At 61.0% G+C, this 16,924-nt stretch carries 21 protein-coding genes; 10 read left to right on the plus strand and 11 right to left on the minus strand.

Annotation, left to right across the window (positions count from 1 at the left end):
• Window positions 1-107: 107 nt before the first annotated feature.
• From DX908_RS05485 to DX908_RS05500, 4 genes are all read right to left on the minus strand, one after another.
• Window positions 108-557: a YaiI/YqxD family protein gene (locus DX908_RS05485; protein ID WP_116391413.1), complete on the minus strand. Its 450-nt coding sequence runs from the start codon at window positions 555-557 to the stop codon at window positions 108-110.
• Window positions 554-1,384, minus strand: a complete 831-nt coding sequence (locus DX908_RS05490; protein WP_116391414.1) for a TIGR00282 family metallophosphoesterase — start codon at window positions 1,382-1,384, stop codon at window positions 554-556. Before DX908_RS05490 ends, DX908_RS05485 begins: the two co-directional genes overlap by 4 nt.
• Window positions 1,385-1,485: 101 nt before the next feature.
• Window positions 1,486-2,223: a methyltransferase family protein gene (locus DX908_RS05495; RefSeq protein WP_116391415.1), complete on the minus strand. Its 738-nt coding sequence runs from the start codon at window positions 2,221-2,223 to the stop codon at window positions 1,486-1,488.
• A gap of 89 nt (window positions 2,224-2,312) precedes the next feature.
• Entirely contained in the window at window positions 2,313-2,537 is a 225-nt protein-coding gene (locus tag DX908_RS05500) for a tautomerase family protein (protein WP_116391416.1), read from the minus strand.
• Between the two features lie 136 nt (window positions 2,538-2,673).
• On the opposite strand from DX908_RS05500, the gene DX908_RS05505 reads away from it, so the two are divergent.
• Window positions 2,674-3,786 (plus strand): winged helix-turn-helix domain-containing protein, encoded by a 1,113-nt coding sequence (locus tag DX908_RS05505; RefSeq protein WP_199564593.1) that lies wholly within the window; start codon window positions 2,674-2,676, stop codon window positions 3,784-3,786.
• On the plus strand, window positions 3,741-4,145 hold the full coding sequence (locus DX908_RS16415) for a hypothetical protein (RefSeq protein WP_199564594.1): 405 nt from the start codon (window positions 3,741-3,743) through the stop codon (window positions 4,143-4,145). The genes DX908_RS05505 and DX908_RS16415 overlap by 46 nt, the downstream gene beginning before the upstream one ends.
• A 35-nt stretch (window positions 4,146-4,180) precedes the next feature.
• Here the strand turns inward: DX908_RS16415 and DX908_RS05510 are convergent, their stop codons facing one another.
• A complete protein-coding gene (locus DX908_RS05510; protein WP_116391417.1) occupies window positions 4,181-5,488 on the minus strand; it encodes a class I SAM-dependent methyltransferase in 1,308 nt (435 codons plus the stop codon).
• Window positions 5,489-5,740: 252 nt separating this feature from the next.
• Between DX908_RS05510 and galU the strand changes: the two genes are divergently transcribed.
• A complete protein-coding gene (gene galU / locus DX908_RS05515) occupies window positions 5,741-6,604 on the plus strand; it encodes a UTP--glucose-1-phosphate uridylyltransferase GalU (RefSeq protein WP_116391418.1) in 864 nt (287 codons plus the stop codon).
• 6 nt (window positions 6,605-6,610) lie between these two features.
• Here the strand turns inward: galU and DX908_RS05520 are convergent, their stop codons facing one another.
• Window positions 6,611-6,916: a hypothetical protein gene (locus DX908_RS05520; RefSeq protein ID WP_116391419.1), complete on the minus strand. Its 306-nt coding sequence runs from the start codon at window positions 6,914-6,916 to the stop codon at window positions 6,611-6,613.
• 84 nt (window positions 6,917-7,000) lie between these two features.
• On the opposite strand from DX908_RS05520, the gene DX908_RS05525 reads away from it, so the two are divergent.
• Entirely contained in the window at window positions 7,001-7,612 is a 612-nt protein-coding gene (locus tag DX908_RS05525) for a hypothetical protein (RefSeq protein ID WP_116391420.1), read from the plus strand.
• 15 nt (window positions 7,613-7,627) lie between these two features.
• On the opposite strand, the gene DX908_RS05530 is transcribed toward DX908_RS05525, so the two are convergent.
• The 5 genes from DX908_RS05530 to DX908_RS05550 form a co-directional block, all read right to left on the minus strand.
• Complete coding sequence (locus DX908_RS05530) at window positions 7,628-8,626, minus strand: AAA family ATPase (protein ID WP_116391421.1); 999 nt, start codon at window positions 8,624-8,626, stop codon at window positions 7,628-7,630.
• Entirely contained in the window at window positions 8,623-9,195 is a 573-nt protein-coding gene (pnuC, locus tag DX908_RS05535) for a nicotinamide riboside transporter PnuC (protein ID WP_116391422.1), read from the minus strand. Before pnuC ends, DX908_RS05530 begins: the two co-directional genes overlap by 4 nt.
• Before the next feature lie 27 nt (window positions 9,196-9,222).
• Window positions 9,223-9,711, minus strand: coding sequence for an NADH-quinone oxidoreductase subunit NuoI (nuoI, locus tag DX908_RS05540; RefSeq protein ID WP_116391423.1), 489 nt, complete (start codon window positions 9,709-9,711; stop codon window positions 9,223-9,225).
• Window positions 9,712-9,714: 3 nt separating this feature from the next.
• Complete coding sequence (gene nuoH / locus DX908_RS05545; protein ID WP_116391424.1) at window positions 9,715-10,767, minus strand: NADH-quinone oxidoreductase subunit NuoH; 1,053 nt, start codon at window positions 10,765-10,767, stop codon at window positions 9,715-9,717.
• Window positions 10,768-10,970: 203 nt separating this feature from the next.
• Complete coding sequence (locus DX908_RS05550) at window positions 10,971-11,804, minus strand: hypothetical protein (RefSeq protein WP_116391425.1); 834 nt, start codon at window positions 11,802-11,804, stop codon at window positions 10,971-10,973.
• A gap of 144 nt (window positions 11,805-11,948) precedes the next feature.
• On the opposite strand from DX908_RS05550, the gene DX908_RS05555 reads away from it, so the two are divergent.
• The 6 genes from DX908_RS05555 (at window position 11,949) to DX908_RS05580 (ending at window position 16,914) form a co-directional block, all read left to right on the plus strand.
• The gene (locus DX908_RS05555) at window positions 11,949-13,364 is read left to right on the plus strand and encodes a tetratricopeptide repeat protein (RefSeq protein WP_116391426.1); all 1,416 of its coding nucleotides are present in this window, start codon (window positions 11,949-11,951) and stop codon (window positions 13,362-13,364) included.
• Between the two features lie 50 nt (window positions 13,365-13,414).
• A complete protein-coding gene (locus DX908_RS05560; RefSeq protein ID WP_116391427.1) occupies window positions 13,415-13,768 on the plus strand; it encodes a DUF2200 domain-containing protein in 354 nt (117 codons plus the stop codon).
• Between the two features lie 143 nt (window positions 13,769-13,911).
• Window positions 13,912-14,760 (plus strand): ABC transporter ATP-binding protein, encoded by an 849-nt coding sequence (locus DX908_RS05565; protein ID WP_116391428.1) that lies wholly within the window; start codon window positions 13,912-13,914, stop codon window positions 14,758-14,760.
• Window positions 14,757-15,464, plus strand: coding sequence for an ABC transporter permease (locus tag DX908_RS05570; protein ID WP_116391429.1), 708 nt, complete (start codon window positions 14,757-14,759; stop codon window positions 15,462-15,464). Before DX908_RS05565 ends, DX908_RS05570 begins: the two co-directional genes overlap by 4 nt.
• A gap of 3 nt (window positions 15,465-15,467) precedes the next feature.
• A complete protein-coding gene (locus tag DX908_RS05575; RefSeq protein ID WP_116391430.1) occupies window positions 15,468-16,247 on the plus strand; it encodes an Rv2686c family ABC transporter permease subunit in 780 nt (259 codons plus the stop codon).
• Window positions 16,248-16,365: 118 nt separating this feature from the next.
• The gene (locus tag DX908_RS05580; protein WP_116392998.1) at window positions 16,366-16,914 is read left to right on the plus strand and encodes an NADPH-dependent FMN reductase; all 549 of its coding nucleotides are present in this window, start codon (window positions 16,366-16,368) and stop codon (window positions 16,912-16,914) included.
• Window positions 16,915-16,924 lie beyond the last annotated feature (10 nt).

Below are 16,924 nucleotides of genomic sequence, written 5' to 3' on the forward strand. Positions count from 1 at the left end.
CGGCAGTGACTGCCGGGCTGGAAATTGCTGTCTGTCCACATCTTGCCCCTGTTTCCAATACGCCGGAAACGTTGGGGTCATTATGCCCTGATAAGATGAAGTTTATCTCAACCTTGCCGCAACACTCGCGTGACCGTCTCATCGAGCGTTGAGAGGAACCGCGAGCGGTCCTTTTTCTGAAATGGCGGCGGGCCGCCGATCTGATCGCCGCCGCCGCGCAAATCCGCCATCACTGCGCGTGTGGCAATCGCGCCGCCGATGGAATCCTCCGTGAACGGCTTTCCATTGGGCGCCAGTACCGCTGCGGCACCTGCTTTCAGGCACCGGTCCGCCAGCAGGATATCCGCCGTGATGACGATATCTTTGGGGGTGACTAACTCGACGATCCGGTCATCGGCGGCATCAAAACCGTCACTGACGACCTCGATGGTGATCAGCGCATGTTGCGGAAGACGCAGATAGGCATTTGCGACAAGCTTGACCGGCACCTGATAGCGGAAGGCGACCTTGTAGATTTCTTCCTTGACCGGGCAGGCATCGGCATCAACTAGGATCATTGATCCCCTGCCCGTGCTGGCGGCAAGGTTTCAGCCAGCCGCCCACCAACCCGCAATGCCCAGGCCCCGGTTGAAAGACCCGTCTTATCATCCGTGTCCACCACAATGCCGCAAATCGTCGCCGGACCCGCCGCTGGCTGCATCCGCGCGGAGCGCATCTTGGTCACGAGCTGTTCAATCGGCACGGTCTTGTCCATGCCAATCACGCTGTCGTAATCGCCGCACATCCCGGCATCGGTCTGATAGGCGGTGCCCGCCGGCAGGACCTGCACATCGGCGGTCGGCACATGGGTGTGCGAGCCGCAGACCAGTGACACCCGGCCATCAAGATAGTGGCCTACGGAGTATTTCTCGCTTGATGCCTCGGCATGGACATCCACCACAATGGCATCCGCCTCGCGGCCCAGCTTCACCCCTTCAAGCTCGCGCTCGATCGCGGGCACCATGTCATCGACGGGGTTCATGAAGCGCTGGCCATGCACCTGGATCACCAGCACCTGACGCCCATCGCGCGAGGTATATAGCCCCGCCCCGCGCCCGGGGTTCGAGGCCGGATAATTGGCGGGCCGAAGAAGCCGCGTCTCCTGATCGAAAAAGGGGATCTCATCGCGCTGGTCAAAGGCATGGTTGCCGGTCGTCAGGCAGTCCGCCCCCGCATCGAAGAGGTCTTCGGCGATGCCGCGCGTGATGCCGAACCCGCCGGCCGCGTTCTCCGCATTGATGATGATGAAATCGAGCCCGAGAGAGCGCCGCAACTCCGGCAGCTGGCCGATCACGGCCTCGCGACCTGTCCGGCCCATAATGTCCCCCAGAAATGCGATCCGCATGAAAGCTCCTTCACCACCCCCTTCTTAGATGCGCGTTACCACCAGATGAGGAAACTGACGACCCCCCGGGGGATCGCCTTTTGCGCGAAGGCGAGGTCCGCCTAGTAAACCCCTGGCACGACCCGCGGCGTTGACCGCTGATAGGCCCGGTATGCCTCACCCAGTTCCTTCACCAGCGTCCGCTCCTCAAAATAGATGCCGACCAGCACATAGACCGTCATCGCCAGATTGAAGATGAGACGGCTGACCGTCAGGACCGGCACTGACCACAGCGCGATCAGGACACCCGTCATCATCGGATGACGCACCAGCCTGTAGAGCAATGGTGTACGGAAGATCTCGCCCTTCGGCTGCACCTGCCGCACCATCTGATAAGCCTGCTGGAGCCCGAAAAGCTGGAAATGGTTGATCAGGAAGGAGGAGAAAAGAACGATTCCCCATCCGAAGAAATAACTCCCGGTCAGGATTTGCCCCCAGGGCGTGCCCGATAAATCCCACAAGACCCCGCCGACCGGACGCCAGAATAGGACCAGCACCGCCGTCATCAGAGCCACAAATAACAGATAGGTACTGCGCTCAATCGCGGGCGGTACGATCCTTGTCCAGACGGCTTTAAAGATCGAGCTGGCCATGAAACTGTGCTGGCTCCCCCAGATCAAGATCAGAGCCAGATTGAGAAATATTGCGGCTGGGGCAGCCCATTGCGGGGCCAGCCCGGAGGCGGTGTTGATCGTCACCGGGACATAAAGATCGGCGATAAAGAGGATCAGATAGATCAGTGTACCAACACCGATCGCATAGGATAACAGGCTATAGCCGAAGACGAATGTTTTGGACATGAGGTCTCTCTCCTGAAGGGGGGCGGCCATCCCCGTTCGCAAGCAATGCAGAAACGCACCGGCTGCGAAAAGAGGATGGCCGAGCTGCGTCAGGCAGCTTTGCCTGCGGCCAGAGCATGAACGGCCGTAGCATTCAGCAGATTGCCTCCGATGGCCCAGTCATTGCCCTTCACTTCGTTGATCCGGACCCAGGTGACCTGGCGCATATTCTCGCCCTCGACGGCGACCATCGCGTCGGTCACGCGCTGGATCATGTCTTCTTTTTGGGCCGGGGTGAAAACGTCTTCGATCACGTCAATCGTCACAAGAGGCATGGTATCTTCCTTTTTGCTGGCCTCGGCAGACAGCGCCGCGGCATCTGCAACACCACTAGCGTTCGGGAGGGGGCCAATCCTGAAGGAGGCATGGAGAGTTGGTGGAGATTGCCTGAATTGCGCTATACTTGGCGCGATGATCCATTCCTTTGGCATATTCGAGCTGGATATTGATGCAGTGGAGCTGCGCCGGGAGGGTGCGGCTGTGCCCATCGAGCCGCAGGTCTTTGCGCTGATCGTCCTTCTGGTCGAAAACCGCCACCGGATGGTTTCGAAGGATGAGATCATCGAGACCATCTGGAATGGCCGCATCGTCTCTGAATCCGCCATAACCAGCCGCATCAAATCCGCGCGCAAGGCGCTCGGCGATGATGGCAAGGCGCAAAAGCTGATCCGCACCGTGCACGGAATGGGCTTCCGCTTTGTGGGCGAACTTGATCCGCCTGCGGTGAAGGCCGAAATCACCGCCGAACCCGAGATAGAGCCCGCACCGGTCGAGACGCCCTCTGCCAAGCCGTCAATTGCTGTCCTGCCATTCCGTCAGATCGGCGTGATGGGCCCCTATGCCGGGATCTCGGACGCCATTCCCTATGAGCTGATTTCCTCCCTCTCCCGCCTTCGCTGGCTCAAGGTCATCGCGCGCGGCTCCTCCTTCCGCCTCCGCTCGGCCGATCCCGACCTTGCCGAAATCGGCGGTTACTCGGCGTCCGCTATTGCGTCTCTGGCGCGGTCGAAGTTCAGGGATCGAACATCTCCGTCACCGTCGATCTGGCGGAGACCGAAAGCGGCACTGCCCTCTGGGGTGAGCGGTATGACGCCCGGATCGAAGATGTTCACACCGTTAGAGAAGAAATCAGCTCACGTATCGTTGCGGCCCTCGAAATCCAGATTTCCGCAAATGAAGCACAGGCCGCGCGGCTCAAATCTCCTGACAGCCTTGATGCGTGGTCGGCCTATCATCTGGGGCTCCAAAATCTTTATCGGTTCACCGAAATCCACAACGCCAGAGCACTTGACCTGTTTGAGCGGGCGGTCATTCTCGAACCAGATTTCGCACGGGCCCATGCGGGACTCTCATCCGCGCATTTCCAGAATGCCTTCCTGCGCTATGTGCCCGACCGTCGGCAATCCGCGCTTCTTGCACGCAAACATGCCGAGCAGGGGCTCGAACATGACCCGCTCGATCCGTTTGCGAATTTCTCGATGGGCCGGGCCCACTGGGTCGAGGATAATGTCCTTGGCGGTATAGGCTGGCTCGAGCAATCGGTCTCGCTCAGCCCGCTTGACCCGTTCCGCTATGCCATGCTCGGGGTGAAAGCCTTCACACGGATTATCGAGGGGGATTACGCTCAAGGCGCAAATCTGGCCGATGCCGCCGCCAGCGCCCCGGGCGCCCATGCCCTGATCGCCGCCATCGCGGTTGTCGCCCATGAAATGAACGGTGACAGAGAAAGCGCCGCTCGTTGGCTTGCCAGCGCGCTCTCACGAAAACCGGATCTCAGCTGCGCCGAATTCTTCCAGGCCTTCCCGTTCGACAATGCCCGTCTCAGGACCGAGATCACCCGCGCTTTGGTCGCAACCGGGATCCCGGAGGAACCAGCCAGCTAGCTGGTCCTCATCAAATGTCGGATCGAAGTTGAGCGTCAGCCCGTCTGGCTGACAACGCGGAGGCCCGGCCCCCGTCCGCCGCGCATCGCGGCCAGCGCCGCGCGCAACGTCTCGACACTGCCCGGCCCGTCCGTGACGGCGAGCGCCCGCCCAAGCTCGGCGGCGTAATTCTCTCGCGTCACGACCGTCAGCTCGGGCTCGAAGAAGACAACCCGCATCCCTGCCATGATCTGATCATACCAGCGCTCCAGCGTTTCGCGGCGGCGCCATGCTGGCGCGATCAGCACATCGGCCGGCACATCCTGCGCCATGTCCTCGGTGATGACTTCCGGGAAGCCCTCACGCGGTACGGCACCGATATGGGCACTGATCACATCATAACCAAAATCAGCTGCGCTGAGCGTCGCAAAGACCGGCGCATCCGTGCCCAGAACATAGGCATGTTCATCGGCGCGGATCATGGCGTCACGCATCGACGCAATCTCGCGGTGGCGCGCAGCTAGCCGCATCGAATAGGCCCCCACGGCCTGACGGCCGGTCAGGGCCAGCGAGCATTCCTCATCCCAGAGCCGGGCCAGATGATCGAGCCAGGGCTCGTAATCATGACCACGGTAATCCTCATGCACCATAAAGAGGCGGATTGAGCCGGCGGCCCGCTCCGTCATTGTCCCCCGGATAATCCGGAACCCCGCCCCGCGTGCCAGCTTTTCAAGCTGCGCGAGGGAATAAATCGCATTGGCATCGGCATGGAAGGGGCTGGCCAGCGTCCGCGTCAAAGCGAGTGCCGCATAAGGCGTCTCGATGACGAAAACCCCGTCTTCGACCAGAAGCCCGCGCGCAGCTTCAAACACCGCCCTCGGATCATTCTGCGTTTCAAGATAGCCGATCGCCGTGATAACGTCATAGCCGTCCGGCGCCTCTTCGAGCAGCCGGGCCTGGCATTCTTCATCAAGCAGGTCAGCGGCAATGCCGGTGCCCCAATCGGTCGGCCCTGCCCATTCAAGCCGTTCATCGAGCCCCACCGGCGCAACCCAGCGCGGATAAGCCGACAGAAGATCCCCATCCCCACACCCCAGATCCAGCGCGTGCCCCTCACGCGTTGAGATCATTTCAAGGACGCTGCCCACAACATCACGCAGGCGATATTGCTCCGTCCACGAAAGGTTCAGCGAAGAGCTGCCCAGCTCCTCTGTTCCCACGGTTGCCCGCTGCAGCAGGCCGCAGCCATTCTCGCCTTTATTGTCACCGCAATAGACCCAGGCATTCTGGGTATCCAGCGTGAACGCCGGGCTAAGATGCTTACCACCACATAGACGGCATACGGACTGAAAACTGGATGTCATTAGGAACGAACCACCTCGCTGCACGAGAGAGGTTCTGCACCATTACAGTTAAATCACGATGAAGCCGACGTTCAGACATTGGCAGGGAGTCTTAAGAATATCCGACCAAATGCGCTGCCATCGTATACGAATCTTTGCGGGGCTCCGTCGCTTCAAACCGCAGCGTTACGGGTCCGTCTCTTGTTCCCGCCCGCGCTGGGCGCTATCGGATATCAAAACATCCGGCCTTTGGCCCACCTTGGGAGCTTAACCATGTCCGCCATCCGCAAAGCCGTCATTCCCGTCGCCGGTCACGGCACACGCGTCCTGCCCGCGACCAAGTCGATCCCCAAGGAATTGCTGACTGTCGTTGACCGCCCGCTTATCCACTATGTCGTTGATGAGGCTCGCGAAGCCGGGATCGAGCACATCGTTTTCGTGACCGGGCGCGGCAAGGGCGCGATCGAGGATTATTTCGACCATGCGGTCGAGCTCGAAGACGCGCTTCAGGCCAAGAACAAGACCGAGATCTATGAGGAGACGATGACCAGCCTGCTGCCCGCAGGTGCTGCCTCCTTCACCCGCCAGCAGGCGCCCAAGGGCCTCGGCCATGCGATCTGGTGCGCGCGCGACATCATCGGCAATGACCCTTTCGCGATCCTGCTGCCGGACGTCATCATCCAGGGCCAGCCGGGCTGCCTCAAGCAGATGGTTGAGTCGTACGAGCCCGGCTCGAACATCATCGCGGTCGAGGAAGTCCCGCAGAATGAAGTCAGCAGCTACGGCATCATCGCGCCGAAGGGCGAAGTTTCAGGCCGCACGATTGAGATGTCCGGCATGGTCGAGAAACCGGCCGTTGCGGACGCTCCCTCGAACCTCTCGATCACCGGGCGCTATATTCTGCAGGCGGATATTTTCCCGATCCTCGCCAATACCGGCAAGGGCGCTGGCGGCGAAATCCAGCTCACCGACGCCATGGCCGAGCTGATGGAGAAACAGCCTTTCTATGCCTATCGCTATGAGGGGGAGAGCCATGATTGCGGCTCGAAGCTCGGCTTCGTCAAAGCCAATGTCGCCTACGCGCTCGCACGCGAGGGCCTTGCAGGCGACCTGCGGGAGTGGATGAAGGGGCGGTAGCCCCTCTTATCCGATCAGAGCGGCGACCGCGAAATAGACGCACAGCCAGAACGCGCCGCAGGTCATCGCCACAAAGGCAATCATCCGGCGTTTGGACCAGGGCTCACCGTCGAGCTCGGCCTGCGCAAATTCCCGGCCCAGTGTCTGCTGCATCCGGCGCGCTGGCGAGACGAGCGGCACCCGATCATCGATCGAGAGCGGGACGCTTGCGGCTGAAATCGGATGAACACGCGCTTCGCGAGCAGACTGAGCCTCTGCTTCGGGAAGGTCCCCCACCGGGATAAATTCGTTTTGACGCACTGGGCTGGCCATGGCGCTACCTCCAAACGCTACCCCCAGACGCTAAATTCAGCGTGCTTAAAGGGACGTAAAGCTGAGTCGGTCTAGAAGCGGCTGATGCGAAATAGTCACACAAAAGATAACGCAAGGCTCCTGCGGAAGTTCACGACAGCCCTCTTCGGCCTAGGCGCTGCCTTGTCTTTTCTGGGCGCGTGGAAGGCAGGACCGGCGCTGGCCGGGCTGTCTGTGGATAAAAAACCCGATTCGGGACGCGGGCCCGCCTATTACGCTCATTATACGCTGGCCGCGCTAGAGGCCGGCGAATCAGAGAACGCGCTCCTGTCGGCGCGCGCTGAAACGACCATTGCGCCCGATTCGGCAGATGCATGGCAGCGGCGGGCGCAAGCTGCCGTCAGTTTCAATGACGGGCCGGACCGCGAAGCCCTCGCCTCGCTGATCGAAGCCTACCGGCTCGATCCTTTCCCCAGCCCGCGCGACATGGTGTGGCGGGTTGAGTTCGCCGCGCGCCATGAAGTGATGATGCCGAATGTATTGATGCAGGCGACCCTCGCTCAGATCGCTGTGCTGGAGCGGATGCCCTCCAGCTATGAGCGCCGACGCCAGTGGTGCCGAGATTTTCCCGACGGCACGATTGCCGAGGCCGTCTGCGCAACGACACCGGGCGTCTGGCGCAATGGGGTGCAGCAGGGTGTCAGCGACGAAAGCTGAGCGCGCCTTTGCGCCCTACCCCCACGGCCGGTGCGGCGGCATGTCCTCGATGGCTTTGATTGCAGCCTCTTCGCGTGCGGCCCAGGATGTCCCTGAGATCTTCTGGTAAGGCACACCGGCGCGGATCAGCACATCCTCCGCAATCTTCGCAAAACGCTGGCGCGTTTCATCCTCGCCATAGATGCGGGTGCCGTCATCGACCCATGGCACATCCGGGTCGAGGAGGAGATAAAGATCCGCAGGCGGAAATTGGGTCAACTCTGCCCGCCCTTCCCCTAGCATCATCTCATGCCAGGCGGCGGTCATCAGCGCATCGGTATCGATGATCAGCCTGCCGCTGCCCCACGGCGCGGCAGCCGCCGTCATCGCCGCCTGCGTGGCGCCGATATGCAGCAGCTCATCGCTCGTCAGCTCCGTACCGTTCAGCTCGCAATAGATCCTGCCATATTCCGGCACGACGCTGGTGCCGAAATGCCGGGACAGCTTTTCGCCCAGCATCGTCTTGCCGGTACTCTCCACCCCATGAAGACAGATCGTCTGGCAGGCCGACTTGCGCACTGGCCCCGGCAGCCATTGCCACTGCCCCAGCGGATCATTGCGAATAGCACTCGCCGACACACCGCCTAGCCCAGACTGATCCTCCCCCATGATCCGTCCACCGACGGGAATGAATTTGGCCCCCACCTCTTGCGCCAAGCGCTGGCCATAAAGCTCGCCCGCAAAAACATAATCGATCTGCTCAGGGTGCGCGGTCTTCACGATGCCCTTCCATATCTCCCAGAAATCGGGATCATCCTCCGGCAACTGAGGAACCACGGCGTCATGCCCGATGACCCGCGCCCTCGGGAACAGCTCCTTCATCCATGAAAGGCGCATCTCGCCGGGGATCGGATCATCCGGCAGCCAGCAGACAAGCACCGTCAGCTCATCGCATGACGCCGCCGCCGTCTCGCAAAGCTCCATATGCCCCGCATGGGGCGGCATGAACTTGCCAAGGACAAAGCCCCGGGTCACGCCGCGCCCGCCGCCCGGCGATGGGTCCGCATCCAGCCGATCAGCCCCGCCGTCGCGAGCACGAGAAACACCGCATAAAGACCAGCCGTCACGTAAAGCTCGCGCGAAATGAAGAGCCCCACGGCCAGCACATCGACCGCGATCCACAAGACCCAGTTCTCGATCCGGCGAAAGGCCATGAGGAACTGCGCCGCAATACTGAACCCGGCAATCGTCGAATCGGCGAAGGGCGCCGCCGCATCGGTATAGCGCGCCATGGCCCAGCCAAGCGACACACTGAATATGGCCGCACCCGCAATCCATGCCGCCCGCCCCGGCCATGACAGCCACGAGACCGCGACCCCGCCGCGCACCTCATCGGCCCGCGCCCAGTTCCACCAGCCATAAATCTGCACAATGAGGAAAAAGCCCTGCAGCAGCATGTCCGAATAAAGCCGCGCCTCGTAAAAGACGAAGGCGTAAAGACACACCATCGCGATGCCGAACGGATAGTTCCACACGCTGCGGCGAACGATGAGACTGACATTGATGACGCCGAGCAGGGCCGCGATGATCTCAACCGGATTCATGCGCGCGCCCCTGCCCCGAAATCCGGCTTACCGGTACGGCGCGTCGAGCTCGATATTCTTGGCGAGCAGGCGCTCCCAGCGATCCCCATTCGCGAGCAGCCGGTCCTTGTCATAGAACAGCTCTTCGCGGGTCTCGGTCGCGAACTGGAAGTTCGGCCCTTCGACGATCGCATCGACCGGGCAGCTTTCTTGGCAAAAGCCGCAATAGATGCATTTGGTCATGTCGATGTCATAGCGGGTCGTACGGCGCGAACCGTCGGCGCGTTCCTCCGCCTCGATCGTGATCGCCTGCGCCGGGCAGACCGCTTCACAGAGCTTGCAGGCAATGCAGCGCTCTTCCCCATTGGGATAGCGGCGCAGTGCATGCTCCCCGCGGAAGCGCGGCGAGATCGGCCCGCGCTCGAACGGGTAGTTGATCGTCTTTTTCGGCCGGAAGTAATATTTCATCCCGAGGAAGAACGCCCCGAGAAAATCCGTCAGCATCGCGCCTTTCAGCGCCTGGGCAATACGGGCCATGACTTACCCCCTCCAGCTCTGGAACCAGTCAGCCAGCCCCGGCAGATAAAGCATCAGGCCGGCCATAATGACCAGATACACAATCGATGTCGGCAGGAAGATCTTCCAGCCAATGCGCATCAGCTGGTCGTAGCGATAGCGCGGCACGATGGCCTTCACCATCGCAAACAGGAAGAAGAAGAATACGACCTTGAGGCCGAACCACAGCGGGCCGAGGAAGGCCGGCAGGCCGGGGATCGGCGAATGCCAGCCGCCAAAGAACAGGATCGTCAGCATTGAGCACATCAGGACGATGTTGAGATACTCACCGATCATGAAGAGGAGATACGGCGTTGAGGAATATTCGACCTGATAGCCCGCCACGAGCTCTGATTCGGCTTCCGGCAGGTCAAAGGGCGGCCTGTTGGTCTCCGCCAGCGCCGAGATGAAGAACATCACAAAGAGCGGGAAGAGCGGAATGAAATGCCAGTTCAGAAGGCCGAGCCCACGGTCCTGTGAATTGACGATATCGGTCAGGTTCATCGAACCGACAAGCAGCAGCACCGAGATGATGATGAAGCCGAGCGAGACTTCATAAGACACCATCTGCGCGGCGGACCGCAGGGAACCGAGGAACGGATATTTCGAGTTCGACGCCCAGCCGCCCATGATGATGCCGTACACACCCAGCGAAGAGACTGCGAAAAGATAGAGAATGCCGACATTGATATCGGCGACGACAAGCCCCTGCCCCACCGGCACGACGGCCCAGCCAATAAAGGCGAGCACGAAGGTGATGAAGGGCGCGACCAGGAACACCGTCTTGTCGGCGCCCGCGGGCACGACGATTTCCTTGAGCACGAATTTGAAGAAGTCCGCGAAAGACTGAAGCAGGCCGAAGGCGCCCACGACATTGGGGCCTTTACGCATCTGCACAGCCGCCCAGACCTTGCGGTCAAACAGCAGCAGGAAAGCGAGGCTCACCAGCAGGACGACCATCAGGCCGAGGGTCTGCAGGGCGGTCAGAATGGTCGCCCAGATGGGGTGGGACCAGTCGCGGTGCACAAGATCGATCATAGTGCGCGCGTCTAGCGAGGTTGGAGCCGGAGGGGAAGTGGGCAGGTGACGCAGGGGACGGTGAGTTTTGAAGGGTTCGTCGCTGGACGCACTCCTTCCTCCCGCTCATCCCGCGGCATGACCGCGGGATCTCTGATGCTCCCTCTTCAACCGAGACCAGATGCCGCCTTTGCAGGCATGAGCGGAAGGAAAGCGACAAACCATCAAACCGTCACCTCATCCCCTTCCCGCTTCGCCTTTTGGCCTGCGGGGAAGGTCCAGCCGAGCCAGCCCGCCAGCCCGCCGATCAGAAGGCCTGCTGTCACGATCACGCTGTCCGATAGGGCCGCAAAGTCCTGCGACAGGCCCTCAACCCAGAACGCCGCATCGCCGAGAACCTTGTAGCCAAGGAACATGGCGAGCGTCGCGCCCAGCCCCACGCCAAAGGGAATGACCGGCTTGCCGGCCCCGCCGTCCCGAACCATCAGGATAATGATGAAAAGACAGGCGAGACCAAAGCTGAGATCAACCGACCAGCCGAATTTGTAGAGCTCCTCCGGCGAGCGGATCCAGAAACCGGGGACGAAATTCGCAAACAGGCGCGCAATAGACGGGCCGACCAACAAGAAGACCGTCGAGAGCATGTAACGGGCATGTCGGTCAGGGAACCGCCGGTTCCTTAGACCCAGAAAATAGAGAAACGGAAAACCGATCGAGGCGGCAAGGTCCGCGACCGCGAGCGGGATGCCGAACATCGGCGTGAAGGGCGACGGGCTGAGCAGCGTGATCTTCGTGACCAGCAGCCCGGCGGCAACAAACAACGGCACCAGCAGGAGGCTCGCCCGCCCCGACCAGGCATGAACGCGCCACGACCGATGATGGATCGACCAGCTCTGGGTCACCAGCAGCACGATCCACAACGTTGCGGTGATCCCGTGAAAATGATGCGCGGCGGGCGCTTCGCGCAGCGCCGAGAAATAGCTGGGGTGAAAGGCGATGATCGTCACCACGAAGAACGCGGCGACATAGAAATGGGCGCGAGGAAATGGCAGCGTCACGGGAGGGCCTCCGGTTTAAACGACCGCCCCTTCATTCCCTGCCGCGCGAGGAGTGCGAAGGCGGCAAGCAAGGCTATGCCTTGGAAAACCGCTCATGGCCGCAATTGGCCGCTGGGGCCGGCTTTGCTATATCGGGGGCCGGTGATGAAGGACGAGATTTTGACCGAGACGACCCCGCCCTCCGCCGCCGGCCGCCTCGTCGGCTGGAAACGAATCGCCGCGCATCTTGGCTGCGGCGAGCGCACGGCCCGGCGCTGGGGCGCCGAAGAAGACCTGCCGGTCCATCGTCAGGCCCATGAAAGCCGCAGCACCGTTTTTGCCTATCCGGCGGAACTCGACCACTGGCTGGCGTCGCGGACAGCGGCGCCCGGAGTGGAGGAAGCCGCGCCGTCTTCTCAACAAGGGCTGCGTTTCGGCTGGCTACGGTCGCGTCTGGTCCTCGCCCTCCTCGCAGGCCTCGCCGCTGTCATCTTCGCTGTAGTGACGCTCAGCAGGGAGCCCGCCCCTTCGGCCGACGGTTTCACCAGGGACCCAGAGGCCGCCGACCTTTATGAGCGCGGCCGTGCCCTCTGGCAGCAGCGCGGAGAAGAGCCTAACCGCAGGGCGATCAGCCTCTTGTCAAAGGCTGTCGAGCAGGATCCCGAATTCGCCGAAGGCTGGGCCGCGCTTGCCTCGGCCTGGGCGACCCTTCCGACCTATTCGGACGACATTTCCAACCGGCGCGCGGAAGATGAAGCAACCCTGGCAGCCAATCGCGCCCTTTCCCTGAACCCGAGACTTGCCGAGCCGCGTAGCCTGATGGTGACATTTGCCCAGCGGCATGGCGACTGGGCCGAATCTGAACGGATCTATGAAGAAGCGCTGGCGGCGGACCCGGACAATCCGACCGTGCTCCTCTGGTATGCGGGGCATTACCGCGAGCTTGGCATGTTCGAGCAGGTCGATCTCCTCCTCGCAAAGGCACGCGCTCTTGATCCGAACGCCCCGCCGATCCGGCTCGAAACCGCGATGAACACGCTGCACAATGGTGGGCTCGATGAAGGCGAAGCGATGCTTGATGAGATCTGGTTCGATCTCGGCCTTCACTCCCCCATCGTCTGGACGGGCAAATGGCTCGCCTTTCTCAAACGCGATGACCGAGACGCCCTTGCAGCGTGGACGGATGAAATGCCGTTCAATGCACCCAAGCCCCTCTTCCGCCGCTTTGCACAAATGAGTGAAGAGGCAAGCAGTGCGGATCGAGAGGCCCTTGCCGCCGACATCGTGACGGCTTCAGCGGACAATCTTCCGCCCTGGCTTGCCTATATCATGCTCGAGCATCTGGGCGAGACGAACCGCGCGCTCGATATTGCCGAGCGAAAGGCCGAGACCGGGCAGTTCTATAATTCAGTCGTCCTCTTTGATCCCTTCATGACCGAAACGCGGCAGACGGAACGCTTTGCGAGGATCACCGAACGTCTCGGTTTTCTTCCCTACTGGCGAGAGAATGGTGCGCCCACGCTCTGCGCCGCCGAGAAGAACGCACCGTTCTGCCGCGCCATTGCGGGCAAGGACGAATAGGATAAGCGCCTCGCATTGGCATCCCTGCGCTCCGCGCCTAAACTCTCCCCATGACCAAGCACCGCATTTTCACGACCAGCTTCGCCAGCGTCTATCCGCATTACATCACCAAGGCGGAGAAAAAGGGACGCACCAAGGCGGAAGTCCACGAGATCATCCGTTGGCTGACGGGCTATGACGAAAAGGGGCTTGCCAAAGTGCTCAAAGACGGCACCGACTTTGAGCACTTCTTTGCCGAAGCGCCCGCCCTCAACCCCTCGCGTAAGCTGATCAAAGGCGTCGTCTGCGGCATCAGGGTCGAGGAGATCGAGGATCCGCTGATGCAGGAGCTCCGCTATCTCGACAAGCTGATCGATGAGCTGGCCCGCGGCAAGAAGATGGAGAAAATCCTGCGCACGGAGTAATCCTTCGCTCAGCCGACGCATAACCGCTATGCGAGGAGCGCCCACTCCCCAAGGTGACAAACCCGCCGCTCGCGCCTACATGTCCCTTGCCCGAATGGGCGGTTTCAGAGGGGCACCGGCAAGGCCGGGACCAGCGTGAACCGATGATCAGGGTTGAAGATGTCGGCTTTGCCTATGGCAGCCAGCCGCCCGCAATTGACGGCCTCTCTTTCGAGATCGCGAAAGGCGAGATTTTCGGCTTTCTGGGGCCCAGCGGCGCCGGCAAGACAACGACGCAGAAGATCCTCCTCAAACTCCTCAAGGGCTACTCGGGCACCATCGAGGTGATGGGCCGCCCGCTCTCCTCATGGGGCCGCGCCTATTTCCAGAAGATCGGCGTCTGTTTCGAATTCCCCAGCAATTACGCCAAGCTGACCGCGCTTGAAAACCTGCGCTTCTTCGCCGGATTCTTCTCCGGCCCCACCGCCGACCCAATGCAGTTGCTGGAGGAAGTCGGCCTTGGCCATGCGGCAAACCAACGTGTCGAGCAGTTCTCCAAAGGCATGCAGATCCGGCTGAATGTCGCGCGCTCCCTCCTCAACAACCCCGAGCTTTTGTTCCTTGACGAGCCGACCGCAGGGCTTGATCCCGCCAATGCAAGAGCGATCCGTGATCTGATCGCCCGTCGTCGGGATGAAGGCGCAACCGTCTTCCTGACGACCCATGACATGGCCGTTGCCGAGGCGCTATGCGACCGCGTCGGCCTTCTTGTTCATGGAAAGCTGGCCGCACTTGATGCGCCAAGGACTTTGCGGCTTGCCCATGGCGAACGGAAGGTCGAGGTCAGCTATGTGCTGGAGGGGCAGCCGGGGACGGAGATTTTCGATCTCGACGGTCTCGATACGAATGAGCGCTTCACGCATCTTCTGCACAATGCCCATATCGAGACCCTGCACACGCTGGAGCCGACGCTGGATGATGTCTTCATCAAGCTTGCGGGGCGGACGTCATGAAAGTCTTTGCGCAGGCTGTCCGGCATGATCTGCGGATCCTTTACCGCACGGGATATATCGTCACCACGGTGATCATTCTTGGCCTGCTCGCGCTCGCCGCCTCACGGCTTCATTTCACGGCCATGAGTTCAGTTGCGATGCCGCTGGCGGCGATCGTCCTCATTCTGGGGATCATGACGCCATTCCTATCGGTCAGCATCATGTTCCTCAGCGAGCGGAATGAAGGCATATTGACCAGCCTCGGGGTCATGCCCGTCCGGCCATTGACCCTGCTTCTCGCTCGCACATTGGTTCTGTCGGTTCTCGCAGGCACGGAGATGTTCGTTCTCTTCTCGATCGCTTTTGGCAGCTCGATTGATATGGGTCTCCTCATCATCGGGCTTTTGTCACTCGCGATCCCGTCGGTCCTTTTCGGGGTGACAGGCGTGTCGCCATTCACGGCGCTGCATGAATTCATCCTGCCCATGACCTTATGGGTCCTGTTCCTCAGCCTGCCCGCCTTCCTCACCTTGCGCGGGGTCGATCCCCAATGGCTGCTCTGGCATCCCATGGCCCCGGCCCACCGGCTGATCAGCGCGGCCTTCGGCTCGACGGAGCCCGGCACTCTTCTTTTCGGGCTTGCGGGTTCGGCCATCTGGACGCTGATCGCCGGCTCACTCGCATTGCGCAGCCTTGCGCGCATGCGGCTGACAGCGGTGGAGTGAGCCATGGCCGGACCGCCGCTCCAGTTTTTCCGCTCCCTGATCGCCTCGGATTTGCGCAGCATTTCGCGCAATAGCCTCCTGCTCCTACTCACCTTCACACCGCTCCTGATGGCGGTCGTTTTCCGCCTGACAGTACCGAATGTGGCCATGCTCGAAGACCTTGTCGCCAAACAGGGCTATACGGATATTGAAGGCCTCCGCGGTTTTCTTGAGACGGCCCTCGGTCAGATCCACCCGGTCCTGATGTCAATCTATATCGGGCTCAGCTCCTCCCTCGTTGGCAGCGTCTACGGACTTCTTCTTGTGGAGGAGCGTGAGGACCATGTCCTGCCCAGCATCCGGGTCATGCCGGTTGCCTTCAGCACCTATATGATCGCGCGGCTGATCCTGCCGATCCTGTTCTCGATTGCCGTCACCACTCTTGCTTATCCGATTGCCGGCATGGCGCCGCTGCCGCTCGGCACGATCTTCGTGATTGCCGCTGCCGGCGCCAGCATGGTGCCGATGGCCACCCTCGCCGTTGTGGCCATCGCGCCCGGCCGGGTGACCGCGCTGGCTATGGTCCGTGTTCTGAGCCTTGTTGCGATCCTGCCGATCCTGACCCGGTTCATCGGCCCACCCGCCGAATGGATCTTCATGCCGATAGGCAGCTATTGGCAGATGCAGGCATTGTGGACCGCCATCGAAGGCGGCGAAATCGGCGCCCAGCTCGGCATTTGCGTGGCGGTCAATTTCCTCTTCGCTCTTGTCTTCTACGCAATATTCGCGAACAAATCCGAGTAGAAGCCCTGCAATTTGGTCTGGTTTGTTGCGCTCTGTGCAATAGTATCATGCCGGCGAAGTGGGCGACGAGTGTTCGAAAGATTCCTAGATGAAGGTCAGAATTCAAACGGGAACGACCATGAACATCATCGCCTTTGCCGCCAGCAACAGCTCGGCCTCGATCAACAAACAGCTGGCCAGCCATGCCCTCAGCCTGCTGACCGAAGAGATCTCACCCGATGCGGGTGGAGATCTGCTCGACCTCAATGACTTTGAAATGCCGATCTATAGTGAGGATCGGGAAAAGGCAGACGGTATTCCGGAGCAGGCGGTCAGTTTCCGCCGGAAGGTCGCAGAAGCGGATGCCGTTATCATCGCCTTTGCGGAGCACAATGGCAGCTATTCGGCGGCCTATAAGAATATCTTTGACTGGGCATCCCGGCTCGAAGGGAAAGTTTATCAGGACAAGCCTGTCCTTCTTCTCTCGACTTCACCAGGCGGCAGAGGCGCAAAATCGGTGCTGGAGCAGGCCACCGCCGCCATGCCGCATTTCGGCGCAACGGTCGTGGGGGCCTTGTCCGTGCCCAGTTTCCACGACCATTTTGACAAATCAGAAGATCGGCTTACGGATGAAGCCCTCTCAACAGAGCTTCGCGCCCTGCTCAGCCAGCTTGCTGAGCAAGGTTAAAACCGGCCCA

It is taken from the genome of Parvularcula marina (genome assembly GCF_003399445.1).
Lineage (GTDB): Bacteria > Pseudomonadota > Alphaproteobacteria > Caulobacterales > Parvularculaceae > Parvularcula > Parvularcula marina.